The sequence below is a fragment of the Tessaracoccus palaemonis genome (genome assembly GCF_019316905.1).
Taxonomy (GTDB): domain Bacteria; phylum Actinomycetota; class Actinomycetes; order Propionibacteriales; family Propionibacteriaceae; genus Arachnia; species Arachnia palaemonis.
Genome location: NZ_CP079216.1, coordinates 2,226,314 through 2,251,750, shown reverse-complemented (window position 1 = coordinate 2,251,750; position 25,437 = coordinate 2,226,314). Strand labels below are relative to the sequence as shown.

Annotated in this window: 24 protein-coding genes and 1 rRNA gene; 20 read left to right on the top strand and 5 right to left on the bottom strand. The window is 68.6% G+C overall.

The features are described 5' to 3' along the window. Positions 1–127 precede the first annotated feature (127 nt). From KDB89_RS10170 to KDB89_RS10115, 12 genes are all read left to right on the top strand, one after another. Positions 128–1,006: an ABC transporter substrate-binding protein gene (locus KDB89_RS10170; protein ID WP_219080731.1), complete on the top strand. Its 879-nt coding sequence runs from the start codon at positions 128–130 to the stop codon at positions 1,004–1,006. Between the two features lie 77 nt (positions 1,007–1,083). Next, positions 1,084–2,058, top strand: a complete 975-nt coding sequence (locus KDB89_RS10165) for an ABC transporter substrate-binding protein (protein WP_219080729.1) — start codon at positions 1,084–1,086, stop codon at positions 2,056–2,058. A 16-nt stretch (positions 2,059–2,074) separates the two neighbouring features. Next, positions 2,075–2,977 carry an ABC transporter permease gene (locus KDB89_RS10160; RefSeq protein WP_219080727.1) on the top strand — a complete coding sequence of 301 codons (903 nt, stop codon included), beginning with the start codon at positions 2,075–2,077 and terminating at the stop codon, positions 2,975–2,977. Further along, positions 2,977–3,768, top strand: coding sequence for an ABC transporter ATP-binding protein (locus KDB89_RS10155; RefSeq protein ID WP_219080725.1), 792 nt, complete (start codon positions 2,977–2,979; stop codon positions 3,766–3,768). Before KDB89_RS10160 ends, KDB89_RS10155 begins: the two co-directional genes overlap by 1 nt. Positions 3,769–3,831: 63 nt before the next feature. Further along, on the top strand, positions 3,832–4,857 hold the full coding sequence (locus tag KDB89_RS10150) for a LacI family DNA-binding transcriptional regulator (RefSeq protein ID WP_219080723.1): 1,026 nt from the start codon (positions 3,832–3,834) through the stop codon (positions 4,855–4,857). Continuing rightward, positions 4,854–6,377, top strand: a complete 1,524-nt coding sequence (locus tag KDB89_RS10145; protein WP_219080721.1) for a sugar ABC transporter ATP-binding protein — start codon at positions 4,854–4,856, stop codon at positions 6,375–6,377. Before KDB89_RS10150 ends, KDB89_RS10145 begins: the two co-directional genes overlap by 4 nt. Before the next feature lie 154 nt (positions 6,378–6,531). Further along, positions 6,532–7,542 carry an ABC transporter substrate-binding protein gene (locus tag KDB89_RS10140; RefSeq protein WP_219080719.1) on the top strand — a complete coding sequence of 337 codons (1,011 nt, stop codon included), beginning with the start codon at positions 6,532–6,534 and terminating at the stop codon, positions 7,540–7,542. A gap of 100 nt (positions 7,543–7,642) precedes the next feature. Then, positions 7,643–9,229 carry a sugar ABC transporter ATP-binding protein gene (locus tag KDB89_RS10135; RefSeq protein WP_219080717.1) on the top strand — a complete coding sequence of 529 codons (1,587 nt, stop codon included), beginning with the start codon at positions 7,643–7,645 and terminating at the stop codon, positions 9,227–9,229. Continuing rightward, positions 9,213–10,268 carry an ABC transporter permease gene (locus KDB89_RS10130; protein WP_219080715.1) on the top strand — a complete coding sequence of 352 codons (1,056 nt, stop codon included), beginning with the start codon at positions 9,213–9,215 and terminating at the stop codon, positions 10,266–10,268. Before KDB89_RS10135 ends, KDB89_RS10130 begins: the two co-directional genes overlap by 17 nt. Beyond that, positions 10,265–11,290, top strand: coding sequence for an ABC transporter permease (locus KDB89_RS10125; protein WP_219080713.1), 1,026 nt, complete (start codon positions 10,265–10,267; stop codon positions 11,288–11,290). Before KDB89_RS10130 ends, KDB89_RS10125 begins: the two co-directional genes overlap by 4 nt. A gap of 13 nt (positions 11,291–11,303) precedes the next feature. After that, positions 11,304–12,455 carry a glycosyltransferase gene (locus tag KDB89_RS10120; protein WP_219084285.1) on the top strand — a complete coding sequence of 384 codons (1,152 nt, stop codon included), beginning with the start codon at positions 11,304–11,306 and terminating at the stop codon, positions 12,453–12,455. Beyond that, positions 12,452–13,060 (top strand): hypothetical protein, encoded by a 609-nt coding sequence (locus KDB89_RS10115; protein ID WP_219080711.1) that lies wholly within the window; start codon positions 12,452–12,454, stop codon positions 13,058–13,060. The genes KDB89_RS10120 and KDB89_RS10115 overlap by 4 nt, the downstream gene beginning before the upstream one ends. A 67-nt stretch (positions 13,061–13,127) precedes the next feature. On the opposite strand, the gene KDB89_RS10110 is transcribed toward KDB89_RS10115, so the two are convergent. The 4 genes from KDB89_RS10110 to trmB form a co-directional block, all read right to left on the bottom strand. Then, positions 13,128–13,739, bottom strand: coding sequence for a superoxide dismutase (locus tag KDB89_RS10110; RefSeq protein WP_219080709.1), 612 nt, complete (start codon positions 13,737–13,739; stop codon positions 13,128–13,130). A gap of 138 nt (positions 13,740–13,877) precedes the next feature. After that, on the bottom strand, positions 13,878–14,468 hold the full coding sequence (locus KDB89_RS10105) for a class I SAM-dependent methyltransferase (protein ID WP_219080707.1): 591 nt from the start codon (positions 14,466–14,468) through the stop codon (positions 13,878–13,880). Then, positions 14,465–15,286 carry a tRNA pseudouridine(38-40) synthase TruA gene (gene truA / locus KDB89_RS10100; protein WP_219080705.1) on the bottom strand — a complete coding sequence of 274 codons (822 nt, stop codon included), beginning with the start codon at positions 15,284–15,286 and terminating at the stop codon, positions 14,465–14,467. The genes KDB89_RS10105 and truA overlap by 4 nt, the downstream gene beginning before the upstream one ends. Then, complete coding sequence (gene trmB, locus KDB89_RS10095; protein ID WP_255555877.1) at positions 15,270–16,001, bottom strand: tRNA (guanosine(46)-N7)-methyltransferase TrmB; 732 nt, start codon at positions 15,999–16,001, stop codon at positions 15,270–15,272. The genes truA and trmB overlap by 17 nt, the downstream gene beginning before the upstream one ends. A 114-nt stretch (positions 16,002–16,115) precedes the next feature. On the opposite strand from trmB, the gene KDB89_RS10090 reads away from it, so the two are divergent. Beyond that, on the top strand, positions 16,116–16,499 hold the full coding sequence (locus KDB89_RS10090) for a YccF domain-containing protein (protein ID WP_219080703.1): 384 nt from the start codon (positions 16,116–16,118) through the stop codon (positions 16,497–16,499). Positions 16,500–16,503: 4 nt separating this feature from the next. Here the strand turns inward: KDB89_RS10090 and KDB89_RS10085 are convergent, their stop codons facing one another. Next, complete coding sequence (locus KDB89_RS10085; RefSeq protein WP_219080701.1) at positions 16,504–17,214, bottom strand: NRDE family protein; 711 nt, start codon at positions 17,212–17,214, stop codon at positions 16,504–16,506. A gap of 38 nt (positions 17,215–17,252) precedes the next feature. Here KDB89_RS10085 and coaBC point away from each other — a divergent pair, with 38 nt between their 5' ends. The 7 genes from coaBC (at position 17,253) to KDB89_RS10050 (ending at position 25,366) form a co-directional block, all read left to right on the top strand. After that, positions 17,253–18,467, top strand: coding sequence for a bifunctional phosphopantothenoylcysteine decarboxylase/phosphopantothenate--cysteine ligase CoaBC (gene coaBC / locus KDB89_RS10080; RefSeq protein ID WP_255555876.1), 1,215 nt, complete (start codon positions 17,253–17,255; stop codon positions 18,465–18,467). A gap of 165 nt (positions 18,468–18,632) precedes the next feature. After that, complete coding sequence (gene rplM, locus KDB89_RS10075) at positions 18,633–19,076, top strand: 50S ribosomal protein L13 (protein ID WP_219080697.1); 444 nt, start codon at positions 18,633–18,635, stop codon at positions 19,074–19,076. Between the two features lie 11 nt (positions 19,077–19,087). Then, entirely contained in the window at positions 19,088–19,609 is a 522-nt protein-coding gene (rpsI, locus tag KDB89_RS10070) for a 30S ribosomal protein S9 (RefSeq protein ID WP_219080695.1), read from the top strand. Positions 19,610–19,701: 92 nt separating this feature from the next. After that, positions 19,702–21,054, top strand: coding sequence for a phosphoglucosamine mutase (gene glmM, locus KDB89_RS10065; protein ID WP_219080693.1), 1,353 nt, complete (start codon positions 19,702–19,704; stop codon positions 21,052–21,054). 62 nt (positions 21,055–21,116) lie between these two features. Then, positions 21,117–21,857 carry a zinc ribbon domain-containing protein gene (locus KDB89_RS10060; RefSeq protein ID WP_219080691.1) on the top strand — a complete coding sequence of 247 codons (741 nt, stop codon included), beginning with the start codon at positions 21,117–21,119 and terminating at the stop codon, positions 21,855–21,857. Continuing rightward, complete coding sequence (locus tag KDB89_RS10055; protein ID WP_219080689.1) at positions 21,857–23,296, top strand: RNB domain-containing ribonuclease; 1,440 nt, start codon at positions 21,857–21,859, stop codon at positions 23,294–23,296. The genes KDB89_RS10060 and KDB89_RS10055 overlap by 1 nt, the downstream gene beginning before the upstream one ends. 547 nt (positions 23,297–23,843) lie before the next feature. Beyond that, positions 23,844–25,366, top strand: a 16S ribosomal RNA gene (locus tag KDB89_RS10050). The last annotated feature ends 71 nt before the right edge of the window (positions 25,367–25,437 follow it).

The window sequence follows — 25,437 nt, the reverse complement described above, 5'->3', positions numbered from 1 at the left end:
GATCACCGAGAGGAACAAGATGCTGCGACGTGGGCTTGCCGGGATGACACTCGGCGCGCTGCTGCTTGCCGGTTGCGCGCAGGGGGGCTCGACAGCGACGACGAGTCCATCCGGGGAGAAGCGCAGCGTGAGCGTGGGTGCGGTCACCATCGTGTCGCACCCGTCCCTGGACCTGCTGTACGAGGGCATCACCGAGGCCCTGGCAGACGCGGGATACGTCGAGGGGGAGAACCTGCAGATGTCCCTGGAGAACCCGCAGGGGGACCAGGCGACGCTGGCGAGCATCGCCAACACCTTCGCGGCCTCCGACAAGGACTATTTCGTCGCCATCGCGACCCCGCCGGCGCAGGCGCTGGCCCAGGTCATCACGGACCGGCCCATCGTGTTCGCGTCCGTCACCGACCCCGCTGCCGCAGGACTCGTCGACTCCATGGACGCGCCGGGCGGCAACGTCACGGGCACCAGCGACCAGCTGCCGACGGATCAGCAGCTGCAGGTGCTCACCGAGATCGACCCGAGCGTCAAGACCGTCGGCATCGTCTACTCCTCAGCGGAGGTCAACGCCCAGGTGCAGGCCGAGGCCGCGGTCGAGGCCGGCAGGCAGCTGGGCATCGAGGTGCTGACCGCCACCGTCACCAACAGCTCCGAGGTTCAGCAGGCCGCGGAGTCGCTCGACGTCGACGCCTACTTCGTGCTCGTGGACAACACCGTCGTGTCCGCCATGGAGTCCATGGTGCAGGTGGCCGAGCAGCACCACCGACTGCTGGTGGCATCCGACGCCGACTCGGTGGAGCGCGGCGCCGCCGCAGCGCTGGCCACCGACTACGAGGCACAGGGGCGCCAGACGGGGGAGATGCTCGTGCGCATCATCGAGGGTGCCGACCCGGCTGACATGCCGGTCGAGCTCCAGGAGAGCCTGGAGCTGGTCATCAACCCGGGCGCGGCCGAGGCCATGGGCGTGGCGATTCCCGACGCGGTCGTCAAGAAGGCGGACAAGACCGTCTGATCCCGGACGGCCCCCCTGCCGGCCCACAGGGGACGGTTAGGCTGTCTCGGTCACCCCCCAGCTCCACGAGGAGAACGATGAAGATCACGGCACTCGCCTTCGGCGTCGCAGCCGCCCTGTCCCTGTCCGCCTGCGGAGGTTCGACGGGGGAGCCCACACCCGGATCCGAGAGCGGCGCGGCGTCGTACTCGATCGGGATCGCCACGATCCAGTCCCACCCGGCGCTGGACGCCGTGACCGAGGGCTTCAAGGCCGCCTTCGAGGAGGCCGGCGTCGAGGTCACCTTCGATGAGCAGAACGCGCAGGGTGACCAGACGACGCTGACGAACATCGCCAACACCTTCGCCTCCTCGGACTACGACGCCTTCCTCGCGATCGCCACCCCGACGGCCCAGGCGCTGGCCAACGTGATCACGGACCGCCCGGTCGTCTTCGCCGCCGTCACAGACCCGGAGTCCGCCGGGCTCGTCGGCTCCTGGGACGCGCCGGACGCCAACATCACAGGGGTCTCCGACCTCAACCCGATGGCCGACCAGCTCGAGCTCATCCAGGAGGCCATGCCTGGGGTGAAGACCGTCGGCATCGTCTACGCGTCCGGTGAGGTCAACTCCGAGGTCCAGGTCCAGGAGGCCACCGACGCAGCCGCGACGCTGGGCCTGGAGATCAGGACCGCCACCGTCACCAACAGCTCGGAGGTGCAGCAGGCTGCCGAGTCTCTCGACGTCGACGCCTTCCTGATCCCGACCGACAACACGGTCGTGTCCGCTGCCGAGTCTGTCATCCAGGTCGGCGAGCAGAAGCAGGCGCCGGTGTTTGCCTCCGACGAGTCCACGATCGAGCGCGGCGCCGCCGCCGGCCTGTCCGTGAACTACACCCAGCAGGGCAGGGACGCCGCGGCCGTCATGCTGAAGCTTCTCGACGGCACTCCGGCCAGCGAGATCCCCGTGGCCACGCAGAAGGAGTTCGACCTCTTCGTGAACGAGGCTGCGGCCACCACGCAGGGCCTGACGCTGCCCGACGCCATCGTCGAGCGCGCCACCACCAAGTACTGAGAGTACGTGTGAACCGATGATCATCGCACTGGAGATCGGCCTTCTCTACGCCATCATGGCGTTGGGGGTCTACCTCACCTACCGAGTGCTGGACTTCCCCGACCTGACGGTCGACGGGTCCTTCACGACGGGCGCCGCCACCTGTGCCATGCTGATCGTGGGCGGGCTCCCGGTCCCGGTTGCGATGGTCGCCGGCACGCTGGCCGGCATGGCTGCCGGCGCGGTCACGGGCCTGCTGCACGTCTGGGGGCACATCAACCCGCTGCTGGCGGGCATCCTGACCCAGATCGCCCTCTACTCGATCAACCTCCGCATCATGGGCAACAAGGCCAACGTGCCGCTGCTGCGCCAGACGACGCTGTTCACGCCGCTGCAGGAGGCGGGTCTCCTGCGCACGTGGGCGTCGGTCGCGATCTTCGCCGTGGTGGTCGCCATCGTCGGGGTCATCGTCTACTGGTTCCTGGGCACGAGCTTCGGGGTGGCGATCCGTGCGACGGGCGACAACGAGTTGATGGCCTCCTCGCAGGGCATCAACACGGGCGTCACGAAGGTCATCGGGCTCGCCCTGTCGAACGGCCTGGTGGCGCTCTGCGGCACGATCGTGGCGCAGTACCAGGGCTTCGCCGACATCTCGATGGGCATCGGCCTGATCGTGGCCGGCCTGGCATCGGTGATCGTCGGCCAGGCCATCTTCGGCATGACGGCCGTCTGGCAGGCCGTGCTGGCCGCTGCCCTCGGCTCCGTCATCTACCGCGGCGTGATCCAGATCGCGCTGAACAACGGCTTCAACCCCAACGACATGAAGCTGGTGTCCGCGGTGCTCGTGGTGCTGGCGCTCGTGCTGCCCCAGTGGGCGCCGCTGAAGAAGCTGCGGATCCGCAGGAGGACCGCCGCGGCGGTCGCGGAAGGAGCCAAGTGATGCTCGAGCTCGTCAACGTCACCAAGCGGTTCTTCCCCGGCACGGTCAACGAGCGGGTCGCGCTCGACGACCTCTCCCTGAAGCTGTCCGAGGGGGACTTCGTCACCGTCATCGGCTCCAACGGCGCCGGCAAGTCGACCATGCTCAACGTCATCTCCGGCCGGTACCCCGCCGACGGCGGCAGGGTCATCATCGACGGCCACGACGTCACGAAGGCGCCTGAGCACCGCCGCGCCAGCGCCGTCGCCCGCGTCTTCCAGGACCCGATGGCCGGCACCGCGCCGCACCTGACGATCGAGGAGAACCTGGCCATCGCCTTCGAACGGGGCAAGGGCCGAGGGCTGCGGATGGCGGTCACGCGGGCCAAGCGCGAGGTCTTCCGCGAGGCCCTCATCACCCTCGAGCTGGGTCTCGAGGACCGCCTCGAGATGCGCGTCGGCATGCTCTCGGGCGGCCAGCGCCAGGCGCTCAGTCTTCTGATGGCCACCTACGCGAAGCCGGCCATCCTGCTGCTCGATGAGCACACCGCTGCCCTCGACCCGTCCCGGGCCGAGCTCATCACGCGGCTCACGGGGGAGGCGGTCGCGCGCAACAACCTGACCGCGCTGATGGTCACGCACAACATGAACCAGGCGATCGAGCTCGGCAACCGGCTGATCATGATGCATGAGGGCCGCGTCGTGCTGGAGGTGGACGAGCAGGCCAAGAAGTCGATCACCGCGGAACACCTCCTCGAGGAGTTCTCGAAGATCAAGGGCGCCAGCCTGTCCGACCGTACGCTGCTCGACTGAGAGCGGCCGCGGCCGAGGTCGGCCCGCTAAGCTCTGACCCAGTGGTGTCCGGCGGGAGGTGTAGTGGCAACTGACCCCGCTCACGAGCGCCCCAACATCCGACAGGTGGCGGCGCGGGCCGGCGTGTCCCACATGACGGTGTCGCGCGTGCTGAACGACGCCCCGAACATCCGACCCGATACCCGCGACAGGGTGCTCGCTGCCATCGCAGAGCTCAACTACCGCCCCAGCAATGCTGCGCGCGCCCTGGCTACGCAGCGGCACCAGCGCATCGGGGTGCTGATGGAGAGCCACTTCGCCTACGGGCCCACGCACACCCTGCGCGGCATCGAGCTGGCGGCGGGCGAGGCCGACTACTCCGTGACGTCTGTCACCCTGCGGGCGGAGGATCCCGCGGGCCCGCGGGAGGGCATCGAGCAGCTGTCGGCCCAGGGCGTCGACGGCATCTGCGTCATCGCCCCGCGCTCCACCTCGCTCTCGGCGCTGCGGCAGATCGAGTTCAGGGTCCCCGTGGTCGTGGTGAAGTCGGACAGGGACCCGACCTTCGTCACGGTCTCCGCGGACCAGAGGATGGGCACCAACCTGCTGGTCGATCATCTGGCCGAGCTGGGGCACCGCGACATCCTGCACCTGGCCGGACCGCTCGACTGGCTCGACGCCCGCGCGAGGGAGCGTGCCTTCCACGAGCGGGCCAAGGCGTGGAAGCTCGTCGAGCGGCCGATCGTGGTGGGGGACTGGAGCGCCGACTTCGCCTACGAGTACGCGCTCGGGCTCAAGCGACGCCCCGACTACACGGCGATCTTCGCCGCCAATGACGAGTCTGCGCTCGGGCTGATCCACGGCTTCTCGGAGCGCGGCATCTCGGTGCCAGACGAGATGAGCATCGTCGGCTTCGACGATCTCCCCATGACCGCGCACTTCCTGCCGCCCCTGACGACCGTCCGGCAGGACTTCCACGCCATCGGCGCCAAGGCACTGGAGATCGTCATCGCGGCAGCGAAGGGGCGCGATGTCCCGCAGCGGACCCGGCTGCCGATCGAGCTCGTCCGCCGCCTGTCGGTCGCCGCGCCGAGAGGGGGGCTGGGATGACGCAGCCTGTCCTCGAACTCGTGGGCGTCACCGTGGAGTACCCGGGGATGCTGGCCCTCGACGGGGTGGACATCGCGCTGTTCCCCGGTGAGGTGCATGCGCTGCTCGGCGAGAACGGGGCGGGTAAGTCCACCGTCATCAACGTCCTCAACGGTGTCCGACCCATCGCCTCGGGGGAGATCCTCCTCGACGGCGAGCCCGTCGCGCTCGCCAACCCGGCGGCCAGCCGGGCGGCGGGGATCGCAACGGTCTTCCAGGACATCCACCTGAGCGGGAACCTGACCGTCGCAGAGAACGTGATGCTCGGGCACGAGCCTCGCGGCCGGTTCGGCATCGACTGGGGCGCGACACGGGCGGCGGCCGCGGAGGTGCTGTCCCGCCTCGGGCTCGAGGACCTCGACCTGCGCACGAGGCTCAACGCCCTGTCGCCCTCGACACAGCAGCTCGTGGCCGTCGCGCGTGCGATGGTGGGCAGACCGCGCGTGCTGCTGCTCGACGAGCCGACCTCCAGCCTGGCGCCTGCCGACGTCGCGCTGCTGTTCAAGGTGCTCCGGCGTCTCCGCGACGACGGGATGGCGATCGTGTTCGTGTCGCACTTCCTGGAGCAGGTGTTCGCGATCAGCGACCGGGTGACGGTGCTCCGGGACGGCCGGGTGGTCGCGGAACGGGAGGCCGACACCATCGATCGCGTCGAGCTGATCTCGCTGATGCTCGGGAGGAGCGTCGACGCCCTCAGGGAGATCGGATCAGAACGGCGCGCGCACCGGCAGGATCCGGAGGGCGATCCCGTCCTCCTGGCGGAGGGCTTCGGGCGTTCCGGCGTGTTCGCCCGGACGGATCTCGCGCTCTACCGCGGCGAGATCGTCGGGTTCATCGGGCTGCGGGGATCCGGGCGTACGGAGTTGGCCAGGCTGCTGGCGGGCGTCACGCCGACGTCGCAGGGGACCCTGACCATCGACGGCCGCAGGGTGCGGGTCGACTCGCCCGCCAGCGGGCTGCGGCACCGGGTCGTGCTCTCGGCGCAGGACCGGACGGTCGACGGCATCATCGCCGAGATGACGGTGGCGGACAACGTGGTGCTCAGCCTGCAGGCCATGCGCGGCTGGCGGTCGCGCGTGTCGCGTCGCGAGCGGGCGGAGATCGTGACCTGGGCGAGGGAGCTGTTCGGCCTCGAGCAGCTCTCGCCCGAGACCCCGGCCGGGCTGTTGTCGGGAGGCCAGCAGCAGAAGATCCTCCTCGCTCGACTTCTCGCGACCCGGCCGCGGGTCCTCATCCTCGATGAGCCCACCCGCGGTGTGGACATCGGGTCGAAGGTCGCCATCCAACGGCGGGTGGCGGCGATGGTCGATCAGGGCATGGCCGTGGTGTTCATCTCCTCCGAGTTCAGCGAGGTGCTCCGCCTCGCCGACCGAATCATCGTCCTCAAGGATCGCGACAAGGTGGGGGAGATCTCCAACGGCCCGGGCGTCACCGTCCAGACCGTGGTCGAGATGATCGCCTCGGCCGCCGAGGACGACTGACGCCGTCCCATCGGGACCGTGACCTAAACGTTATCTGAAACCCCTTGCCCCCCGGCCGCGTGTTACCGGTAATGTTCCCGGTAACACGCGGGGCGCAGTGGAGCGCCACCAACGGACCCGGCCCAGGGTCCTCTCAAAGAGGAGAACAACGAACATGACTCGTCGCATCGTGAGGACGGCCATCGGCCTCCTGACCACGGGAGCCCTCGCGCTGGGGCTCACCGCCTGCGGGGGCGGCAACGCCGGCAGTGAGGACACCGCCGGAACCGGCGGTTCGGGAGATGATCTCACCACCATCGGCTTCGTCGCCGTCGGCCCCGAGGGGGCCTGGCGCAAGGCCAACGAGCAGAACGTGCAGGACACGTTCACCCAGGACGCCGGCTTCGACCTCAAGTACGCCCCTGCGGCCAAGCTCGATCAGAAGTCGCAGATCGACGCCTTCACCTCGTTCGTGGACGAGGGTGTGGACGTGATCCTGCTGTCCGCCACGGAAGGGTCCGGCTGGGAGGACTCGCTGAAGCGCGCCCAGGAGGCGGAGATCCCCGTCATCCTCATCGACCGCGGCATCGAGCCGGATGACACCAGCCTGTACGTGACCCGCATCGCGCCGGACAACAAGGAGGTGTCGGCCTCCGTGGCGAACTGGGCGGTCTCGGCCTTCCCGGACGGGGCGAAGTACTTCACCCTCGAGGGCCCGGCCGGCGTGTCGGTCGTCAACGAGCGCAACGTCGGCTGGGACGAGGTCATCGGCAGCAATGACAAGTTCACCAAGCTCGGCGCGCAGACGGCCAACTGGTCGACCGAGGAGGCGAAGAGCGTCTTCGAGACCGTGCTGAAGTCGAACAACAACGACGTCCAGCTGGTGTTCGCGCAGAACGACGAGATGGGCCTCGGCGCGGTGCAGGCCGTCGAGGAGGCAGGGCTGACCCCGGGCGTCGACGTCAAGATCGCGACGATCGACGGCACGAAGAACGCCCTCCAGGCCCTTGCAGACGGGAAGCTGTCCTTCGTCGCGGAGTACAACCCGCTGTTCGGGGAGACGGCCCTCGACGTCGTGAAGAAGACCCTGGCCGGTGAGGAGGTCGATCCCTACATCATCGTCCCGAGCGAGACGTTCGATTCGCCCGAGGCCGCCTCCGAGGCCCTTCCGGACCGCAAGTTCTGACCCACGTGCCAGTCGGCAGCAGCGGGCGGGGCGCCGAGCGCCCCGCCCGCCTCCCGGCGGCACGCGTGGCCGCCGAACAACCAGACCTAGGGAGATGGCCATGACCAGCCCCATCGTCGAGATGAAGTCCATCTCGATATCCTTCCCCGGCGTCAAGGCCCTCGACGACGTGGACTTCCGGCTGCTGCCGGGAGAAGTGCACACGCTGATGGGCGAGAACGGCGCGGGAAAGTCCACCCTCATCAAGGCGCTGACGGGCGTCTATCACATCGATGATGGCCAGATCCTCATCGACGGCAGGGACCTGAAGCTCGGCGGGACGGCCGACGCGCAGGCGGCCGGCATCTCGACCGTCTATCAGGAGGTGAACCTCTGCGCCAACCTGACGATCGGCGAGAACGTCATGCTCGGGCACGAGGTGCACGGCCCGTTCGGTATCCGATGGAAGGCGACCCATGCGCGGGCGCGCGAGGCGCTCGGGAAGCTCGGCCTCGGTCACCTGAACCCGAGGGCGCCGCTCAGCTCGCTGTCGCTGGCGATGCAGCAGCTCGTCGCCATCAGCCGGTCCGTGGTCACCAACGCGAAGGTGCTGATCCTCGACGAGCCCACCTCCAGCCTCGACGCGCGGGAGGTGGAGCAGCTCTTCTCGGTGATCAGGCGCCTGCGGGACGAGGGCGTGGCGATCCTCTTCGTCTCCCACTTCCTCGACCAGGTCTACGCGATCAGCGACCGGCTGACCGTGCTGCGCAACGGCAGCTTCGTGGGGGAGTACCTCACGAAGGACCTGGACCGGGCGAGCCTGATCGCCGCCATGATCGGCAAGGACATCGCCGCCCTCAGGAGTCTCGAGGGGGGCGGTGCGCGGGACCTCGCCGACACCGAGGTCGTGTACCGGGCTACGGGGATCGCGCGGAAGGGCGCCATCGAGCCGACGGACCTCGAGCTCCACAGGGGCGAGATCGTCGGCTTCGCCGGCCTGCTGGGGTCGGGGCGCACCGAGCTTGCGCGTCTCATGTTCGGGGCGGACCGCCTCGAGGGCGGGGCCGTCGAGGTCGGGGGGGCCGCCGCGGAGGTCCGCAGCCCGGCCGCCGCGCTCCGGCACCGCATCGCGTTCTCCAGCGAGAACCGCCGCGACGAAGGGATCATCCGCGACCTGAGCGTGCGCGAGAACATCGTGCTCGGCGTGCAGGCGAAGCGGGGCTGGGCCCGGCCGCTGCCCCGTCGGGAGGCAGACGCCATGGTTGATCGCTACATGACGGAGCTCAACGTCCGCCCCGCCGATCCGGACCGTCCCATCCGGACGTTGTCCGGAGGCAACCAGCAGAAGGTGCTGCTCGGGCGCTGGCTTGCCACGCAGCCGGAGCTGCTGATCCTCGACGAGCCCACCCGCGGCATCGACGTCGGCGCCAAGGCCGAGATCCAGGAGCGGGTGGTGCAGCTGGCGCGTGACGGCGTGACCGTCGTGTTCATCTCCTCCGAGCTGGAGGAGGTGGTCCGCCTGAGCGACCGCATCGTCGTGCTGAAGGACCACCGCAAGATCGCGGAGCTCGCCAACAGGGAAGGCCTGAGCGCCGACGACATCGTCAATATCATCGCCAGTGACGGCATCGCGGCCGCCACCAGGGCGGCGGCATCCGAGGAGGCCGTGGTGAGTGTGGAGGAGGTCGCCCATGACCGGGCAGAGTGACGGGATCAAGGGCGTGTTGAAACGCCAGTACGTGTGGGGGATCGTCGCGATCATCCTGCTGCTGGCGGTCAACGTGGCCAAGGACCCGAGCTATCTCAGCATCGGCTACAACGCGAGCAACGGCGCGCTGGTGGGCAACGTGATCGACATCCTGCGGGCGGCCGCCCCGGTGATGATGATCGCGCTGGGCATGTGTCTGGTCGTCGCGACGAGCGGGATCGACCTCTCGGTCGGCTCCGTGATGGTCGTGGCCGGGGCCGCCTCCATGGAGCTGCTCGCCGGCGCAGGGAACACGCCGGGCGCGGCCCTGACGGCCCTCGCTCTGGCGCTCGGCATCAGCGTCGTGCTCGGCCTGGTCAACGGCGTGCTGGTGTCCGTGGTGGGGCTGCAGCCGTTCATCAGCACCCTGGTGATGATGCTGGCCGGCCGCGGCGTGGCGAAGGTCATCACCTCCGGGCAGAACACGGCCGCGACGAACGACACGTTCCGGTGGATCGCCAACGGCTACGTGCTCGGCCTGCCCGTCGTGTTCGTCTTCGCCGTGCTCATCGTCGTGCTGCTCGGCCTCCTGGTGCGGCGGAGCGCGTTGGGGCTGATGATCGAGGCCATCGGCATGGACCCCGCTGCCGCCCGCCTCGCCGGCGTCAACCGTCGCGGCATGCTGCTGGCCGTCTACGCCATCTCGGGACTGACCGCCGGCGTCGCCGGGGTGTTCGCCACGGCTTCGGTCATGACGGTCGACATCTCCAGGACGGGCGATCAGATGGAGATGGACGCGATCCTCGCCGTCGTCATCGGGGGCACCTCGCTCGCCGGTGGCAAGTTCAACCTGACGGGGGCGACCATCGGCGCACTCCTCATCGCCACGCTGGACAAGACGGTGGTGTTCCTCGGGATCTCCTCGTCGGCGACCCCGGCCTTCAAGGCCATCGTGATCGTCGTGCTGTGTCTGCTCCAGTCGCAGCGGGTCCGTCAGCTGTTCGTCCGGCGCAGGACCATGTCGCGGCCTGCGCCCCTGGTGAAGGAGGTGGCGGCATGAGCTCCGCAACCGTGACCCGGCCCGAGGCCCCGACCGGCGCCAGGACCCGGCCCCGACTCCGCCTTGACCTGCTGCCCACCCTCGCCGCGCTCGTCATCTTCGTGGGCATGGTGATCTACGGCGAGGTGGCCTACGGGCGCATCGTCCAGATGAGCACGATCTCGAATCTGCTCATCAACAACGCACACCTGATCGTCCTGGCCGTCGGACTGACGTTCGTCATCCTGACGGGGGGCATCGATCTGTCGGTCGGCGCCGTGATCGCCTTCAGTTCGGTCTCCGGAGTCATGCTGATCAACTCCGGCTGGAACCCCTGGCTCGTGATGATCCTGATGATCCTGATCGGCGCGGCGTTCGGGCTGGCTTCGGGGGTCCTGATCCAGTACTTCAACGTGCAGCCGTTCATCGCGACGTTGGCCATGATGTTCCTCGCGAGGGGGCTGGCCTCGATGCTGAGCACCAAGCCGGGGCGGCTGCCGGACGAGTCCGCCTTCAGGGTGCTCGCCGAGCAGTGGAAGATCATCGACGGCCCGAAGGTCAACGACCTCGTGATCACGCCCGGTGTCCTCGTGGCGCTGGTCGTCGTGGTGGTCGCGTTCTTCACCCTGCACCGGACCCGGACGGGACGCACGGTGTACGCCATCGGTGGGTCCGAGCAGTCCGCGCAGCTCATGGGGCTGCCCGTGCACCGGACCAAGATGTGGGTCTACGTCATCAGCGGGCTGCTCGCCGGCGTCGCCGCGGTCATCTACACCGCGCGGCTCGGTATCGCGCAGAACATCACGGGCATCGGCTGGGAGCTGGACGCGATCGCTGCCACCGTGATCGGTGGAACCCTGCTGACCGGCGGCGCCGGGTTCGTGCTCGGCTCGGTCGTCGGCGCTCTGGTGCTGGGGCTGATGAACGTCCTGATCACCCGCGACGGCACGGTGCCCCCGGAGGCGACGACCATCATCACCGGCGGCATCCTTCTGGTGTTCGTGCTCCTGCAACGGGCGGTGCTCGCGCGCAGGAACCAGTGACGCATCCCCCTATATTGGGGGGATGCGGATAGCCCAGCTCGCCAACTTCGTCGGCCCCACCTCCGGGGGCATGAAGGTGGTCATCGAGGAGCTGGGCAAGGGGTACGTGGCGGCCGGGCACACCCGGATCTTCGTGGCGCCGGGGGAGCGTGACGAGGTGACCGAGACCGAGGCCGGCATCCTCGTCACCGTCCGGGCGCCGAAGGTCTCCCAGCAGTACCGCATGATCTTTCGCCCCTGGCGCGCCCTCGACGTGCTCGGCCGGTTCCGGCCCACCTCCATCGAGGTCTCCGACAAGTGGACACTGTCCCCGGCGGGCCGCTGGGCGAGCCGCAACAACGTCGGGTCGGTGCTGTTCAGCCACGAGCAGCTGAGCGACATGCTGTCCATGTGGGCCCGCCGCTCCTTCGGAGTGGAGACCGCGGTCGGCGCCCTCAACCGGCGCCTCGCGAAGGAGTTCGACCGCGTCGTGGTGACGAGCCGGTACGCGGCCGACGAGTTCGAGTCCACCGGCGCACAGCTGGAGCTCGTCCCGTTGGGCGTGGATCTCGACATCTTCCACCCTGCGAAGGGGGCGCCGGCCGACGACGGGCTCCTGAAGCTGTGCTACGTGGGGCGCCTGTCGCATGAGAAGAGCCCGCAGCTGGCCGTGGCCACCGTCGTGGAGCTGCACCGTAGAGGGCGCCCCGTCCGGCTCGACCTCTACGGGACCGGCCCCGACCTGGCCGAGCTGGAGGCTCTCGCGGGTGACGCCCCCGTCCACTTCCACGGCTTCGTCGCAGGCCGCGAGGAGGTCGCCCGGCGCATCGCGGCGGCCGACGTGTCCCTGTCCGTCTGCCCGGCGGAGACCTTCGGGCTCGCAGTGCTGGAGGCACTGGCCTGCGGGACGCCGGTGGTGACGTCCAACCGGGGCGGTGCGCACGAACTCGTCGACGCGTCGTCCGGCGCGTCCGCGGACCCGGACCCCGAGCTGCTCGCCGACGCCGTCGAGTCCCTGGTGCCGCGTCTCGGGCCCGAGCTGCGGGAGGCCGCCCGCGCTCGCGCGGAGCAGTACAGCTGGTCCAGGACGGTCCGGCAGATGCTCGACCTGCACAGCCGCCTGGCCGACGAGATCCCCGACGCGTCAGTGCGAGGGTTCGGCCATCGACGAGGGGAGATGCGATGAGGCTCAGGTGGATAGCGCTCGGGGCGCTCGGCATCGGCCTGATCCCCGTGTGGGCCTTCGCGCCCCCACCCGGGCGCACGGACCTGCCGGACACGGTGGAAGACCTGGTGCGCGCCTGCCGGGGCACCGGCGCGAAGGGGCGGGACCTGGTGGACGTCGCGATCGCCCAGGTCGCTCGCGCCTACCCCGTGCACTCGCTGTGGCATCTGTGGGAGACGCCGCGTCGCTCGCTGGCTGCCCACCGCGGCTGGTCGCACCAGTACAACACCGTGCTGCTGCTGGTATTGCGGGAGCTGGGTTTCGACGTGCGCCTCGTGCACGCTGCGCGCGTCCGCGGCTTCGGCCTTCCCTGGTTCCTCGCGGGCCACAGCTGGGCCCAGGTCAGGACGGGGGGCCGCTGGCTCGACGCGTGCGCCTCGCAGCCCGCGAGCCGGGCGGGCCACCCGCCCTTCGTGCCGCTGACCCCGGTGCTGCCGCTGCGGAAGGCCACCCGGTGGGCGGTGGGACTGGCGCTCGTGCCGTTCGTGATCGGGGCCGTGTGGCGCGCCTGGCTGACCGGCCGCGACGTGGCCGACTGGGTCTACGGCGACCGCCCGGCCAACTGACGGCGGACGCGACGCGGGCCCGGCCGGTCGGCCGGGCCCGCGGGGCTCAGGTGGGGACTGCTGCGGATCAGTAGCTGATCTGGGCGGCCTTGGCGGCGGCCAGACGCTGCGCGACGTCGTCCCAGTTGACGACATTCCACCAGGCGTTGACGTAGTCGCCCTTCACGTTCTTGTACTGCAGGTAGAACGCGTGCTCCCACATGTCGAGCTGCAGGATCGGCAGCTGACCGACGGGGAGGTTGCCCTGCTGGTCGTACAGCTGGTTGATGTTCAGGCGCTTGCCGAGGGTGTCCCACACGAGCATGGCCCAGCCGGAACCCTGGATGGAGTTCGCGGCCGCCGCGAACTGGCCCTTGAAGCCGTCGAACGAGCCGAAGAACTCGCCGATGGCCTCAGCCACGTCGCCGGTCGGCTCTCCGCCGCCGTTCGGGGAGAGGTTCTTCCAGAACACGGAGTGGTTGATGTGGCCCCCCAGGTGGAAGGCGAGGTCCTTCTCCAGCTTCGGGATGGCCCCGAACTCACCCTTGTCGCGGGCCGCCGCCAGCTGCTCGAGCGCGTCGTTGGCACCCTTGACGTAGGTGGCGTGGTGCTTGGAGTGGTGCAGCTCCATGATCTCCGGAGCGATGTGCGGCGCCAGTGCTCCGTAGTCGTAGTCGAGGTCGGGAAGGGTGTAGGTCATGTGTGACTCCATCCGTTGGGCTCGCGTCCATAGCAGAACGCTCTGACCCACCCATAGTAGGGGCCCGGTTCGGTACACAGGCCGGGTTTGGAGCCATCGCGTTGCGCTGTCGGGGAAAAGCCCCGGCCGGTCGCGGCCCTAGCCGCGGGCGACCTTGAGGACCCTGAAGCCCTTCGCGGAGGCGACGCGCCCGGTCGGGTAGCCCTGGTCGGTCAGCCAGCGCTGCAGCGAGTCGCCGCCGAGGTTCTTCCCGACGACCAGCCAGGCGACCCCGTCGGGGGAGAGGCGGGGCAGCCACGTCAGGAGCAGCTCGTGGAGCGCGGCCTTTCCGATGCGGATCGGCGGGTTGGACCAGATCTCGTCGAAGGTCGCGTCCGCGGGGACGGCCTCCGGTCGACAGGCGTCGAGGCGGTCGGCGACGCCGTGCCGGGCCGCGTTCGCGGCCGTCAGCTCGATCGCCAGGTCGTTCACGTCGACGGCAGTCACCCGCAGCCGGGGCGAGGCCACGGCCAGTGCGACGGCGATCGTGCCGACGCCGCAGCCGAGATCGAGCACGCGGCCCTCGGCGGGCGGCTCGACCTCCCGCAGCAGCACCGAGGTGCCGAGGTCGAGCCGGTGCCCCGAGAACACGCCGGGGGCGGCGGTGAAGGTGAGCTCGCGCCCGAAGACCGTCGCGGTGAACTCGTGGGTCGGCCCCGCCTGGTCGGGGGTCTCGAAGTAGTGGCTCATGACGGTTCCTCCATCGTGCGGACGGCGCGGGCCTGGCGTGCCCGCTCGGCGAGCTGATCGTCGGCCGGATAGCCGACCTCCTCGAGAACAAGCCCGTGCGCCGGCATCACGAGGACCTCGTTGTGACGGACGGGATGCGCCGCCACGTCCTCCAGCCAGGCCAGCGTGCGCCTCGACCCGCCGACGGCGGTCAGCGCGCCGACCAGTGAGCGGACCATCGAGTGGCAGAAGGCGTCGGCGACCAGCTCGATCTCGATCACGCCGTCGCCCAGGCGCCTCGCGCTGCAGCGGCGGAGCTCCCGGATCGTGGTCGCCCCTTCGCGCGGCTTGCAGAACGGCGCGAAGTCACGCAGCCCGAGCAGCGTGCCGGCGCCGGCGTTGAGCGCGCCCACGTCGACGGGGTGTGGCACCCGGGCGACGTGGCCGCGCAGGAGCGGGTCGGGGATCTGCCCCTCGTCGACGATGCGGTAGATGTAGCGGCGCCAGGTGGCGGAGAAGCGGGCGTCGAAGCCCTCGGGGGCCCTGCGCACGTCCCGGATCACGATGTCGTGCGGCAGCACGCGGCCCAGCCGCCTCAGCAGCACGGCGCACGGATCCTGGTCGAGGGTCAGCTCGTCGGGCAGGTCGACGTGGCAGACCTGCCCCCGTGCATGGACGCCGGCGTCGGTGCGGCCTGCCACGACCAGCGGAGTGGGGGCGATGCGCAGCACCCGGGGGATCCACTCCTCGAGCACCCCCTGCACCGTCCGCAGGCCGGGCTGCGTGGCCCAGCCGTGGAACGCGGCCCCGTCGTAGGCGAGGTCAATCCTGAGGCGCATCGACCCTCCGGTACGTCAGGTCGTAGACGGTCCGCCCTGCCTCGAGGCCCTTGCGCTCGTACTTGGTGACGGGACGCTCGGCCAGCCGCGGAGCCCAGCCCCCGTGGACGTTCTCGAGACCCGGGAAGCCGTCCAGGTGCTCCCGCATCCACAGCGCGTAGTCCTCCCAGTCGGTCGCGAGCCGCCACAGGCCTCCCGGCGCCAGCTTGGCGACGACCACGTCGGCGAAGTCCGTCCCGACGAGGCGGCGCTTGTGGTGGCGTTTCTTGTGCCACGGGTCGGCGAAGAACGTCCACAGTTCGGAGACCGAGCCGTCGTCGAACAGCCTCGCGAGCCCCTGGGCGCCGTCGGCGACGACGACGCGCACGTTGTCGATCCCGTGGCGCCCCAGCCTGCCGAGCGTCGAGGCCACGGCGGGCTCGAAGACCTCGAAGGCGACGACGTTGGCGTCGGGGCGGCCCTCGGCCATCGGCGCGAGTGAGTCTCCGGCGCCCGACCCGATCTCGACGATCAGCGGGGCCTCGCGGCCGAACGCGGCGCTCCAGTCGACCAGGGCGTCGTCGGCGATCGAGGTCGACATGTCACCGCGGGGCACGTCGACGACGAAGGCCTTCTCGTAGCGCTCCCACGCCTTCATCTGGGACTCGTTCATGCGGGTGCTGCGACGCACGAAGCTGACGACGTCGCGGTGCAGGCGAGGGGGTAGCGGATCCACCTGCCCACAATATCGAGGCACCGGCACCCGGGCAGAATCAGGGCAAACCCGCACCACCTAACCCCCTTGTCCTCCGTAGAATGGACGTGTCGTCACACGTTTCTAAGGGGAGTCATGCGCACCGTGCTCAATGTGATCTGGGTGGTACTCGGCGGGTTCTGGCTCGCTCTGGGCTACTTCGTGGCGGGCATCATCGCCTGCATCTTCATCATCACGATCCCGGCAGGGGTCGCGTCGTTCCGCATGGCGCGCTACGTGTTCTGGCCCTTCGGCAAGACCGTCGTCCCGAACCCGCGCGCCGGCGCCGGCTCCGCGGTCATGAACGTCATCTGGTTCATCATCGCCGGCTGGTGGCTCGCCGTCGGTCACGTCGTGACCGCGCTCGGGCAGGCCATCACCATCATCGGCCTCGCCAACGCCTGGGTCTCCCTGAAGATGATCCCCGTGACGTGCTTCCCGTTCGGCAAGCGGATCGTCGACAGCGCGCACCCCTTCTGACGGGTCAGCGCGGGGGCCGCAGGTCCAGGTCGTTCCAGCGGCCCGGCTCCTGCAGCGTGGCCATCGCGGTGGTGACGCCGTCTGTCCCCAGGGACGCGGCGCACACGAGCAGGGTCAGCGTGGGGTAGCCGTGCGGCCGGTTGTCGCGGATGATGGCACGGTCGTCGGTGGGGTCGAGTGCCGCGGTGCGGGCCAGCAGGTCCAGCCAGCCGCGCCACCACCGATCGCCGTCGGTGGGCGTGGCGGCGAACTCGTCGCGCCAGGCCAGCACGCGGGCGGTCGTCGGGTCGTCGACGTCGTCGTGGGCCAGCATGTGCGTGCCCGGCGGCAGGTCGACGACGCGCGGTACGCCGCCCTCCCAGGCAGTGACTCGCGCCCCGTCGCGGGTCACCTCGACGAGGTTGAAGCCGAGGGTGCGCAGGGGATCGGGCACCGCGTTCCCCGCCACGGAGCCCATGACGAGCGTGCCGCGCGACTCGATCCGGTCGCCGGTGGCGCCGCCCGCGCGGTTCAGCAGCACCGCGACCCGTTCATCGGTCGCGGCCAGCCAGGCCCCGCCGGCGAGGACGTCCTGGATGCCGACGACATCGGGGTGCTCTGGCCACCACCGGCCGAGGGGTCGCCAGGGGCGAGCCGGGTCCTCGTCGCGGACGGCGAGGATGCGGACCTCATCGCCGGAGCCCGGCTCCGGCACGCGAATCACCACGGTGCACATGACGCGGCATCGTAGCGGGGATGGAACAATCGGGTCCCATGAACATCGTCGTCGGAGTCACGGGTGGCATCGCCGCCTACAAGGCCGTCCACCTCGTCCGCCTGTTCATCGCGGATGGGCACGACGTCCATGTGGTGCCCACCGACGACGCGCTGCGGTTCGTCGGGCTCCCCACCTGGGAGGCGATCAGCCGTAACCAAGTCACGACCTCGGTGCATGACGACGTGCCGCGCGTGCGCCACGTCGCGCTCGGCCAGGCAGCTGACCTGGTCGTCATCGCGCCCGCCACGGCCAATACCATGGCCTCGATGGCGGCGGGGCTGGCCCCGGACCTGCTCGGCACGACGCTGCTCGCCACCACCGCCCCCGTGCTCATCGCCCCCGCCATGCACACCGAGATGTGGCGCCATCCCGCGACGCAGGCGAACCTGGCCACGCTGCGTGCCCGCGGCGTGCGCGTGGTCGGGCCGGCCGACGGACCGCTGACCGGCGGCGACTCCGGGCCGGGCCGGATGAGCGAGCCGGAGGACATCCACGCGGCCGCCTTGGCGCTGCTGAACGTCAGGCGGGACCTGACCGGCGTCACGGTTTCGGTGTCGGCGGGTGGCACCCGTGAGCCCATCGACCCGGTGCGCTACCTCGGGAACCGGTCGAGCGGAAAGCAGGGAGTCGCAGTGGCGAGGGCCGCCGTCGACCGTGGGGCGACGGTGCTGCTGGCCGCGGCCAATGTGGAGCAGACGGTGCTCGACGCGGCGCGCGTCCCAGGGGTCGAGATCGTCGAGGTCGGGTCCACCGCCGAGCTGGCGGAGGCCATGCAGGGCTTCGCCGCAAGGGCCGATGTCATCGTCATGGCCGCTGCGGTCGCCGACTTCCGCGTCGCCTCGGTCTCCGACGGCAAGCTCACGAAGGAGGACGGCGGGATCCCGACTCTGCAGCTCACCGAGAACCCCGACATCCTCGCCGGGCTCGTCCGTTCCCGCAGTGAGGGACAGCTGATCGTCGGATTCGCGGCGGAGACTGCCGCCGGAGAGGAACTGCTGGAGCGTGGCAGGCGGAAGCGTGTCCGAAAGGGGGCCGACCTGTTTGCGGTGAACGAGGTGGGCTGGACCGCGGGCTTCGAGACCTCCGACAACCACCTGGTGATCCTCGGATCCGACGGTGCGATCGTCGGTGACGTGACCGGATCCAAGAGGGAGGCTGCGGATGGGCTTCTGGACGCGGTCGTGCGGGCGTTGCGGCCCCCGGCCCGGTAGCCTGCTGGTCAGACGCATGCGACGGCCCGATTTGCTGTCAAGGGGATCGACGGCCTAAGCTAGGTAGCTGTTGCGCGCCGTGTGGCTTGGCGACCTTTTAGAGTCGATTGCCGCCAGTGCCTACGAGATTTTTAGAACGCAATGAATGGAAGTTGGTCTGCCTCCGTGTCTACGTACACTCCGAAGCCAGGCGAAATCGCCCGGAACTGGCATGTGATTGACGCCGAGGACATTGTCCTCGGTCGTCTCGCCGTGGCCGCTGCGACCCTGCTCCGGGGCAAGCACAAGGCCACCTACGCCCCCCACGTCGACGGTGGCGACTTCGTCGTCATCGTCAACGCCTCCAAGATCGCCCTGACCGGCAACAAGCGCGCCAACTCGATGCGCTACTCGCACTCCGGTCGCCCGGGTGGTCTGAAGACCGTCTCGATCGGCGAGCTGCTCGAGAAGGATCCCCGCAAGGCCGTCGAGAAGGCCGTGTGGGGCATGCTGCCGAAGAACAAGCTGAGCCGTCAGCTGATGGGCAAGCTCAAGGTCTACGCCGGCCCGGAGCACCCCCACACCGCGCAGCAGCCGCAGCCCTACGAGATCACCCAGATCGCCCAGTGAGTGAGAAGCAGATGACTGACACCGCTAACGAAGCCGCCGTCGAGGAGATCACCCCCTTCGTCGACGATCAGAACCGCGAGATCGCCTACCGCTCGGACTCGAACCCGGCGGCCGCCGCTGGCGCCGACGTTCGCCCCGCCGTCGTGGCCCCCGGTGCCGCCACCGGCCGCCGCAAGGAGGCTGTCGCCCGCGTCCGCATCGTCCCCGGCTCCGGCCAGTGGACCGTCAACGGTCGCACGCTTGAGGACTACTTCCCCAACAAGATCGACCAGCAGCACGTCAACGAGCCCTTCGTGGTCGCCGGTGTCGTCGGTTCCTACGACGTCATCGCCCGCATCGACGGCGGCGGCACCTCCGGTCAGGCCGGCGCGCTGCGCCTCGGCGTGGCCCGTGCGCTGAACTTCGTCGACGCCGAGGCCTCACGCCCCGCGCTGAAGAAGGCCGGCATGCTGACCCGCGACGCCCGCGTCATCGAGCGCAAGAAGGCCGGTCTCAAGAAGGCCCGCAAGGCCCCGCAGTACAGCAAGCGCTGATCCAGCTCTGCAGCGACGCCCGTCCCCTCAGGGGGCGGGCGTTCTGCATTGCCCCGAAGAACCCCTCAGCGCTCGACGGTAAGGTGGGACGGGTGGCAAGACTTTTCGGAACCGACGGCGTCCGCGGCGTCGCGAACAAGGACCTGACCGCCGAGCTGGCCCTCGACCTCTCGGTCGCGGCGGCGCACATCCTGGGGGAGGCGGGAGCTTTCGCCGACCGGCGTCCCCTCGCGGTGGTGGGACGCGACCCCCGGGCGAGCGGAGAGTTCCTGGAGGCCGCCGTCGTCGCCGGGCTGGCATCGGCCGGCGTCGACGTGGTGCGCCTCGGCGTGCTGCCCACCCCCGCAACCGCGTTCCTCGTCAACCACCTCGGCGCCGATCTCGGCGTCATGCTGTCGGCATCGCACAACCCGATGCCCGACAACGGGATCAAGTTCTTCTCGCGCGGCGGCGTCAAGCTGGACGACTACCTGGAGGACGCCATCGAGGCTCGCCTCGGGGAGGAGTGGGTCCGGCCGACCGGCGCCTCCGTCGGCCGCATCACCGACGACCTCGGGGCCATCGAGACGTATGTCGCCCACCTGGTGTCGTCGCTGGGGACCGAGGGTTCCCTGCAGGGCCTGAAGATCGTCATCGACTGCGCCAACGGCGCGGCCTCCGTCACCGCGCCGGAGGCCTTCGCGGCGCAGGGGGCCGACATCGTCGCCATCCACGCGGACCCCGACGGGCTGAACATCAACGAGAACTGCGGCTCCACGCACATGGGGGACCTGTTCGAGCGCGTCGTCGCCGAGGGGGCGGACCTCGGGATCGCCCTCGACGGTGACGCCGACCGGTGCCTGGCCGTCGACCACGAAGGCAACCTCGTCAACGGCGACCAGATCATGGCGATCCTCGCGATCGCGATGAAGGAGGAGCACCGTCTGCACTCAGACACCCTGGTCGCGACGGTGATGAGCAACCTCGGCCTCATCAACGCGATGCGCGACAACGGCATCCGCGTCGACCAGACGAAGGTCGGCGACCGCTACGTGCTCGAGTCGATGAACGCCAACGGCTTCGCGCTCGGTGGCGAGCAATCGGGGCACGTGATCATCTCCGAGTACGCCAACACCGGAGACGGCACGCTGACCGGTCTCCACCTCGCGGCGCGCATGCTGGCCACCGGACGCACGCTGGCGGACCTCGCCTCCGTGATGACGGTGCTGCCGCAGGTGATGATCAACGTGCGCGGCGTCGACAAGCTGCGCGCCGGCATCGACACCGAGGTCCAGTCCGCGGTCAGCGCCGCCGCCCGGGCGCTCGGCGACGACGGCAGGGTGCTGCTCCGCCCGTCGGGCACGGAGCCGCTGGTCCGCGTGATGGTCGAGGCCCCCACGGAGCAGATCGCGCGGGAGCACGCGGAGAACCTCGCGGCGAAGGTCCGGGAGCGCCTGTCCCTCTAGGCGAGGGGCTGCCGATGTGTTGTCGGTAAGGTGGGCGCCAACCAACTGGATAAGGACCCCCGATGCACGCTGATCCCGCCGCGCAACTCAAGCTGTTGACCCTCGCCGATCTGGACAAGGAGATCGGTCGGGTCGCGCACGCGGCGCGGACGCTGCCCCAGCACAAGGAGATCGCGGAGCTGATGGCGGCGCGACAGGCCGTCACCGACGAGCTGGTCGCCTCCGGCGTCGACGTGGAGGACCTCAGCGTCGCCGTCGAGAAGGCCGAGTCCGACCTCGCCCCGGTGAAGGCGCGCCTCGAGCGCGAGGAGAAGCGCATCCACGACGGGTCCGTGAGCGACAGCAAGATCCTGCGGTCGCTGACAGACGAGGTCGAGCACCTGTTGCGCAGAATCTCCGACCTCGAGGACAACGAGCTCGAGCTGATGGGACGCCTCGAGGACGCGACCACGCACCGCGACAGGATCGCCGCGCGCAAGGCCGAGATCGAGGCGATGCTGCGCGACGGCGTCGCAATCCGCGACGAGGCCGTCGCGAAGCTGCGGAGCGAGTCCCAGGACCTGACCGCGACCCGCGGCCCCATCGCCGCCCAGATCCCGTCCGACCTGCTGAAGCTCTACGAGAAGCTGCGCAGCGCGTCGGGCCTCGGCGCGGCGGCGTTCACCCGCGGTCGCTGCGGGGGATGTCAGCTGCAGGCCACGGTGGCCGACCTGGAGATGTACCGGCGGGCTCCCGCCGACGAGGTGATCCGGTGCGTGGAGTGTGAGCGGATCCTGATCCGCACCGCCGAGTCGGGCCTCTGATGCCCTCCCCGCACGTCAGCATCCCTGGGCCGCCAGCTGACGTGCGGGAGGCTCTGGCGGCCCTCCAGGCGCGTCTGGGGCTCACTGCTGAGTTCCCCGCCGAGGTCGTGGTGGACGCCGAGCGTGCCGCGTCCCTGCCGCCCTCGGAGACGCACGCCGACAGGACCGGGATCGAGTTCGTGACGATCGACCCGGCCAGCTCCATGGACCTCGACCAGGCGGTGCAGATCGAACGGGCGGGCACGGGCTTCCTCGTGAGGTACGCCATTTCCGATGTCGGGCACTTCGTGCAGCCGGGCTCGGCCCTCGACGCGGAGACCCACCGGCGCGGCCAGACCATGTTCGCGCCCGGGGCCCGCATCCCGCTCCATCCCCCGGTCCTGAGCGAAGGGGCAGCGTCGCTGCTGGCCGACGGCCGCCCCCGCCCGTCGATGCTCTGGGAACTCCGTCTCGACGCGACGGGCGAGCTCACCGATGTCGCACTCTCGAGGGCGCTGGTGCTCAGCCGCGCCAAGCTCAGCTACGAGTCGGTGCAGGCGGACCTGGACGCGGGTATCCCGCACCCCAGCATTGCGCTGCTCCCGGAGGTGGGCCGGCTCCGCAGGGAGCGTGAGATCCAACGGGGCGGCGTCTCCCTGAACCTGCCGGAGCAGGAGATCGTCGAGGAGCCGGACGGACGGTGGGGGCTGGAGTTCCGCGACGTCGTCGACGTGGAGGAGTGCAACGCGCAGATCTCGCTGCTGACCGGGATGGCGGCCGCCAGGGTCATGCTCGACGCCAAGGTCGGGATCCTCCGCACGCTGCCCCCGGCGGGCGACGATGAGGTCGACTCGCTGCGCCGTCGCGTCAACGCGCTGGGAATCGAGTGGCCGCGCTCGGTGACGTACCCGGACTTCGTGCGTTCACTCTCTCCCCACCGGCCACGGGAGCTTGCTGCGTTGACCCGCTGCACCAGCCTGTTCCGTGGCGCGGGCTACGTTGCCTTTGACGGGGCGCTCCCGGATGGGAACCATCTCCACTCGGCGCTCGCCGCGCCCTACGCCCACACCACGGCACCGCTGAGGCGACTGATCGACAGGTACGTGCTGGAGATCTGCCTCGCAGAGCTGGGCGGGACGCCCGTCCCCGACTGGGCGAGAGCGGCGCTGGCTGAGCTCCCCGGAGAGATGGCCGCCTCGGACCGGACCGCCGCAGCGTACGAGCGGGGAGTCATGGACCTGGCGGAGGCGCTCGTGCTGCGTGGCCGGGTGGGGGAGCGGTTCCGGGCGGTCGTCACCGACGTGAATCCCAAGACCGGTCAGGCCACAGTCCAGGTGGCCAATCCCGCTGTGGAGTTGAGGGTTCAGGCGGAGGAGACGAAGCCGGGCAGCGAGGTCGTCGTACACATCGTCGAGGTGAATCTTCATGAGGGCAAGGTCGATATCAGCATCGACGCATGAGGATGGCCAGGGCGACACGCCCGGCCGCGGGAGTGCAGCAACTGCCCGTCATGACCGTCTGACAAGGGCTTTCGGGCCGGGGCTGCGCAATGACGGACCTGCGATTTGGCGTCTGGGGTCCGGCGGGGTAATGTTCTCCAAGCCGTCACAGCGACGGCGAAGACAACCCAAGCTCGGCACTGAGCCCCGGATTTGACCGGGAGAAAATGACCGAGTAAGGTTGATCGAGTTGCCCCGGGGTTGATTCGGACAAGGTTTTTGTCTGGGTTGGCGCGGTGTGTACCCGAAACTTGAGAACTCAACAGCGTGCTTTAAGTCAATGCCAATTTTATTGATGCACCAAGCAATGTGGCCTCTTTGGGGGTTGTGTTGTTTGTCGCGTTTTTACCCCGTCGGCATGGCCCTTTGTGGTTGTGTCGCGGTTTTTTCTTTGAGATTGATTGATTGATTCAGCCAGTTTTGGTTGTTTCTGTTTGTCAGTGTCTTCTTTTTGTTGACAGTGTTTTCCTGCTGGCCGCTGTGGTGGTTGGTGGGTGCTGAAATGTTTTCAACGGAGAGTTTGATCCTGGCTCAGGACGAACGCTGGCGGCGTGCTTAACACATGCAAGTCGAACGGTAAGGCCCTTTCGGGGGTACACGAGTGGCGAACGGGTGAGTAACACGTGAGTAACCTGCCCTTGACTCTGGGATAACATCTGGAAACAGGTGCTAATACTGGATATTCTGCGATGCCTGCATGGGTGTTGTTGGAAAGCTCCGGCGGTCAGGGATGGACTCGCGGCCTATCAGCTTGTTGGTGAGGTAGTGGCTCACCAAGGCTTCGACGGGTAGCCGGACTGAGAGGTTGACCGGCCACATTGGGACTGAGATACGGCCCAAACTCCTACGGGAGGCAGCAGTGGGGAATATTGCACAATGGACGCAAGTCTGATGCAGCAACGCCGCGTGCGGGATGACGGCCTTCGGGTTGTAAACCGCTTTCATCCATGACGAAGCGAGAGTGACGGTAGTGGGAGAAGAAGCACCGGCTAACTACGTGCCAGCAGCCGCGGTGATACGTAGGGTGCGAGCGTTGTCCGGATTTATTGGGCGTAAAGAGCTTGTAGGCGGTTTGTTGCGTCGGGAGTGAAAACTCAGGGCTTAACCCTGAGCCTGCTTTCGATACGGGCAGACTTGAGGAAGGTAGGGGAGAATGGAATTCCTGGTGAAGCGGTGGAATGCGTAGATATCAGGAGGAACACCAGTGGCGAAGGCGGTTCTCTGGACCTTTCCTGACGCTGAGAAGCGAAAGCGTGGGGAGCAAACAGGCTTAGATACCCTGGTAGTCCACGCCGTAAACGGTGGGTACTAGGTGTGGGGGACATTCCACGTTCTCCGTGCCGCAGCTAACGCATTAAGTACCCCGCCTGGGGAGTACGGCCGCAAGGCTAAAACTCAAAGGAATTGACGGGGCCCCGCACAAGCGGCGGAGCATGCGGATTAATTCGATGCAACGCGAAGAACCTTACCTGGGTTTGACATATGCCGGAAACATCTAGAGATAGGTGCCCCTTTTTGGTCGGTATACAGGTGGTGCATGGCTGTCGTCAGCTCGTGTCGTGAGATGTTGGGTTAAGTCCCGCAACGAGCGCAACCCTCGTCCTATGTTGCCAGCGGGTCATGCCGGGGACTCATAGGAGACCGCCGGGGTCAACTCGGAGGAAGGTGGGGATGACGTCAAGTCATCATGCCCCTTATGTCCAGGGCTTCACGCATGCTACAATGGCCGGTACAAAGAGCTGCGAGCCTGTGAGGGTGAGCGAATCTCAAAAAGCCGGTCTCAGTTCGGATTGGGGTCTGCAACTCGACCCCATGAAGTCGGAGTCGCTAGTAATCGCAGATCAGCAACGCTGCGGTGAATACGTTCCCGGGGCTTGTACACACCGCCCGTCAAGTCATGAAAGTCGGTAACACCCGAAGCCGGTGGCCTAACCCTTTTTTGGGAGGGAGCTGTCGAAGGTGGGACCGGTAATTAGGACTAAGTCGTAACAAGGTAGCCGTACCGGAAGGTGCGGCTGGATCACCTCCTTTCTAAGGAGCTTTTGGCAGGCCGGCCCGTGTGGTTGGTTTGTTCAATTCACTTCAGTTCCGGGGCGTGTGTT

Excerpts from the sequence above, each read along its gene's own strand:
- KDB89_RS10090 (WP_219080703.1), top strand. The coding sequence starts at position 16,116 with ATGCGCACCGTGCTCAATGTGATCTGGGTGGTACTCGGCGGGTTCTGG.
- KDB89_RS10060 (WP_219080691.1), top strand. The coding sequence starts at position 21,117 with ATGCACGCTGATCCCGCCGCGCAACTCAAGCTGTTGACCCTCGCCGAT.
- KDB89_RS10125 (WP_219080713.1), top strand. The coding sequence starts at position 10,265 with ATGAGCTCCGCAACCGTGACCCGGCCCGAGGCCCCGACCGGCGCCAGG.
- rpsI (WP_219080695.1), top strand. The coding sequence starts at position 19,088 with ATGACTGACACCGCTAACGAAGCCGCCGTCGAGGAGATCACCCCCTTC.
- KDB89_RS10165 (WP_219080729.1), top strand. The coding sequence starts at position 1,084 with ATGAAGATCACGGCACTCGCCTTCGGCGTCGCAGCCGCCCTGTCCCTG.
- KDB89_RS10155 (WP_219080725.1), top strand. The coding sequence starts at position 2,977 with ATGCTCGAGCTCGTCAACGTCACCAAGCGGTTCTTCCCCGGCACGGTC.
- coaBC (WP_255555876.1), top strand. The coding sequence starts at position 17,253 with ATGAACATCGTCGTCGGAGTCACGGGTGGCATCGCCGCCTACAAGGCC.
- KDB89_RS10145 (WP_219080721.1), top strand. The coding sequence starts at position 4,854 with ATGACGCAGCCTGTCCTCGAACTCGTGGGCGTCACCGTGGAGTACCCG.
- KDB89_RS10130 (WP_219080715.1), top strand. The coding sequence starts at position 9,213 with ATGACCGGGCAGAGTGACGGGATCAAGGGCGTGTTGAAACGCCAGTAC.
- KDB89_RS10115 (WP_219080711.1), top strand. The coding sequence starts at position 12,452 with ATGAGGCTCAGGTGGATAGCGCTCGGGGCGCTCGGCATCGGCCTGATC.
- KDB89_RS10110 (WP_219080709.1), bottom strand. The coding sequence starts at position 13,739 with ATGACCTACACCCTTCCCGACCTCGACTACGACTACGGAGCACTGGCG.
- KDB89_RS10105 (WP_219080707.1), bottom strand. The coding sequence starts at position 14,468 with ATGAGCCACTACTTCGAGACCCCCGACCAGGCGGGGCCGACCCACGAG.
- KDB89_RS10140 (WP_219080719.1), top strand. The coding sequence starts at position 6,532 with ATGACTCGTCGCATCGTGAGGACGGCCATCGGCCTCCTGACCACGGGA.
- KDB89_RS10160 (WP_219080727.1), top strand. The coding sequence starts at position 2,075 with ATGATCATCGCACTGGAGATCGGCCTTCTCTACGCCATCATGGCGTTG.
- KDB89_RS10055 (WP_219080689.1), top strand. The coding sequence starts at position 21,857 with ATGCCCTCCCCGCACGTCAGCATCCCTGGGCCGCCAGCTGACGTGCGG.
- KDB89_RS10135 (WP_219080717.1), top strand. The coding sequence starts at position 7,643 with ATGACCAGCCCCATCGTCGAGATGAAGTCCATCTCGATATCCTTCCCC.
- KDB89_RS10085 (WP_219080701.1), bottom strand. The coding sequence starts at position 17,214 with ATGTGCACCGTGGTGATTCGCGTGCCGGAGCCGGGCTCCGGCGATGAG.
- truA (WP_219080705.1), bottom strand. The coding sequence starts at position 15,286 with ATGCGCCTCAGGATTGACCTCGCCTACGACGGGGCCGCGTTCCACGGC.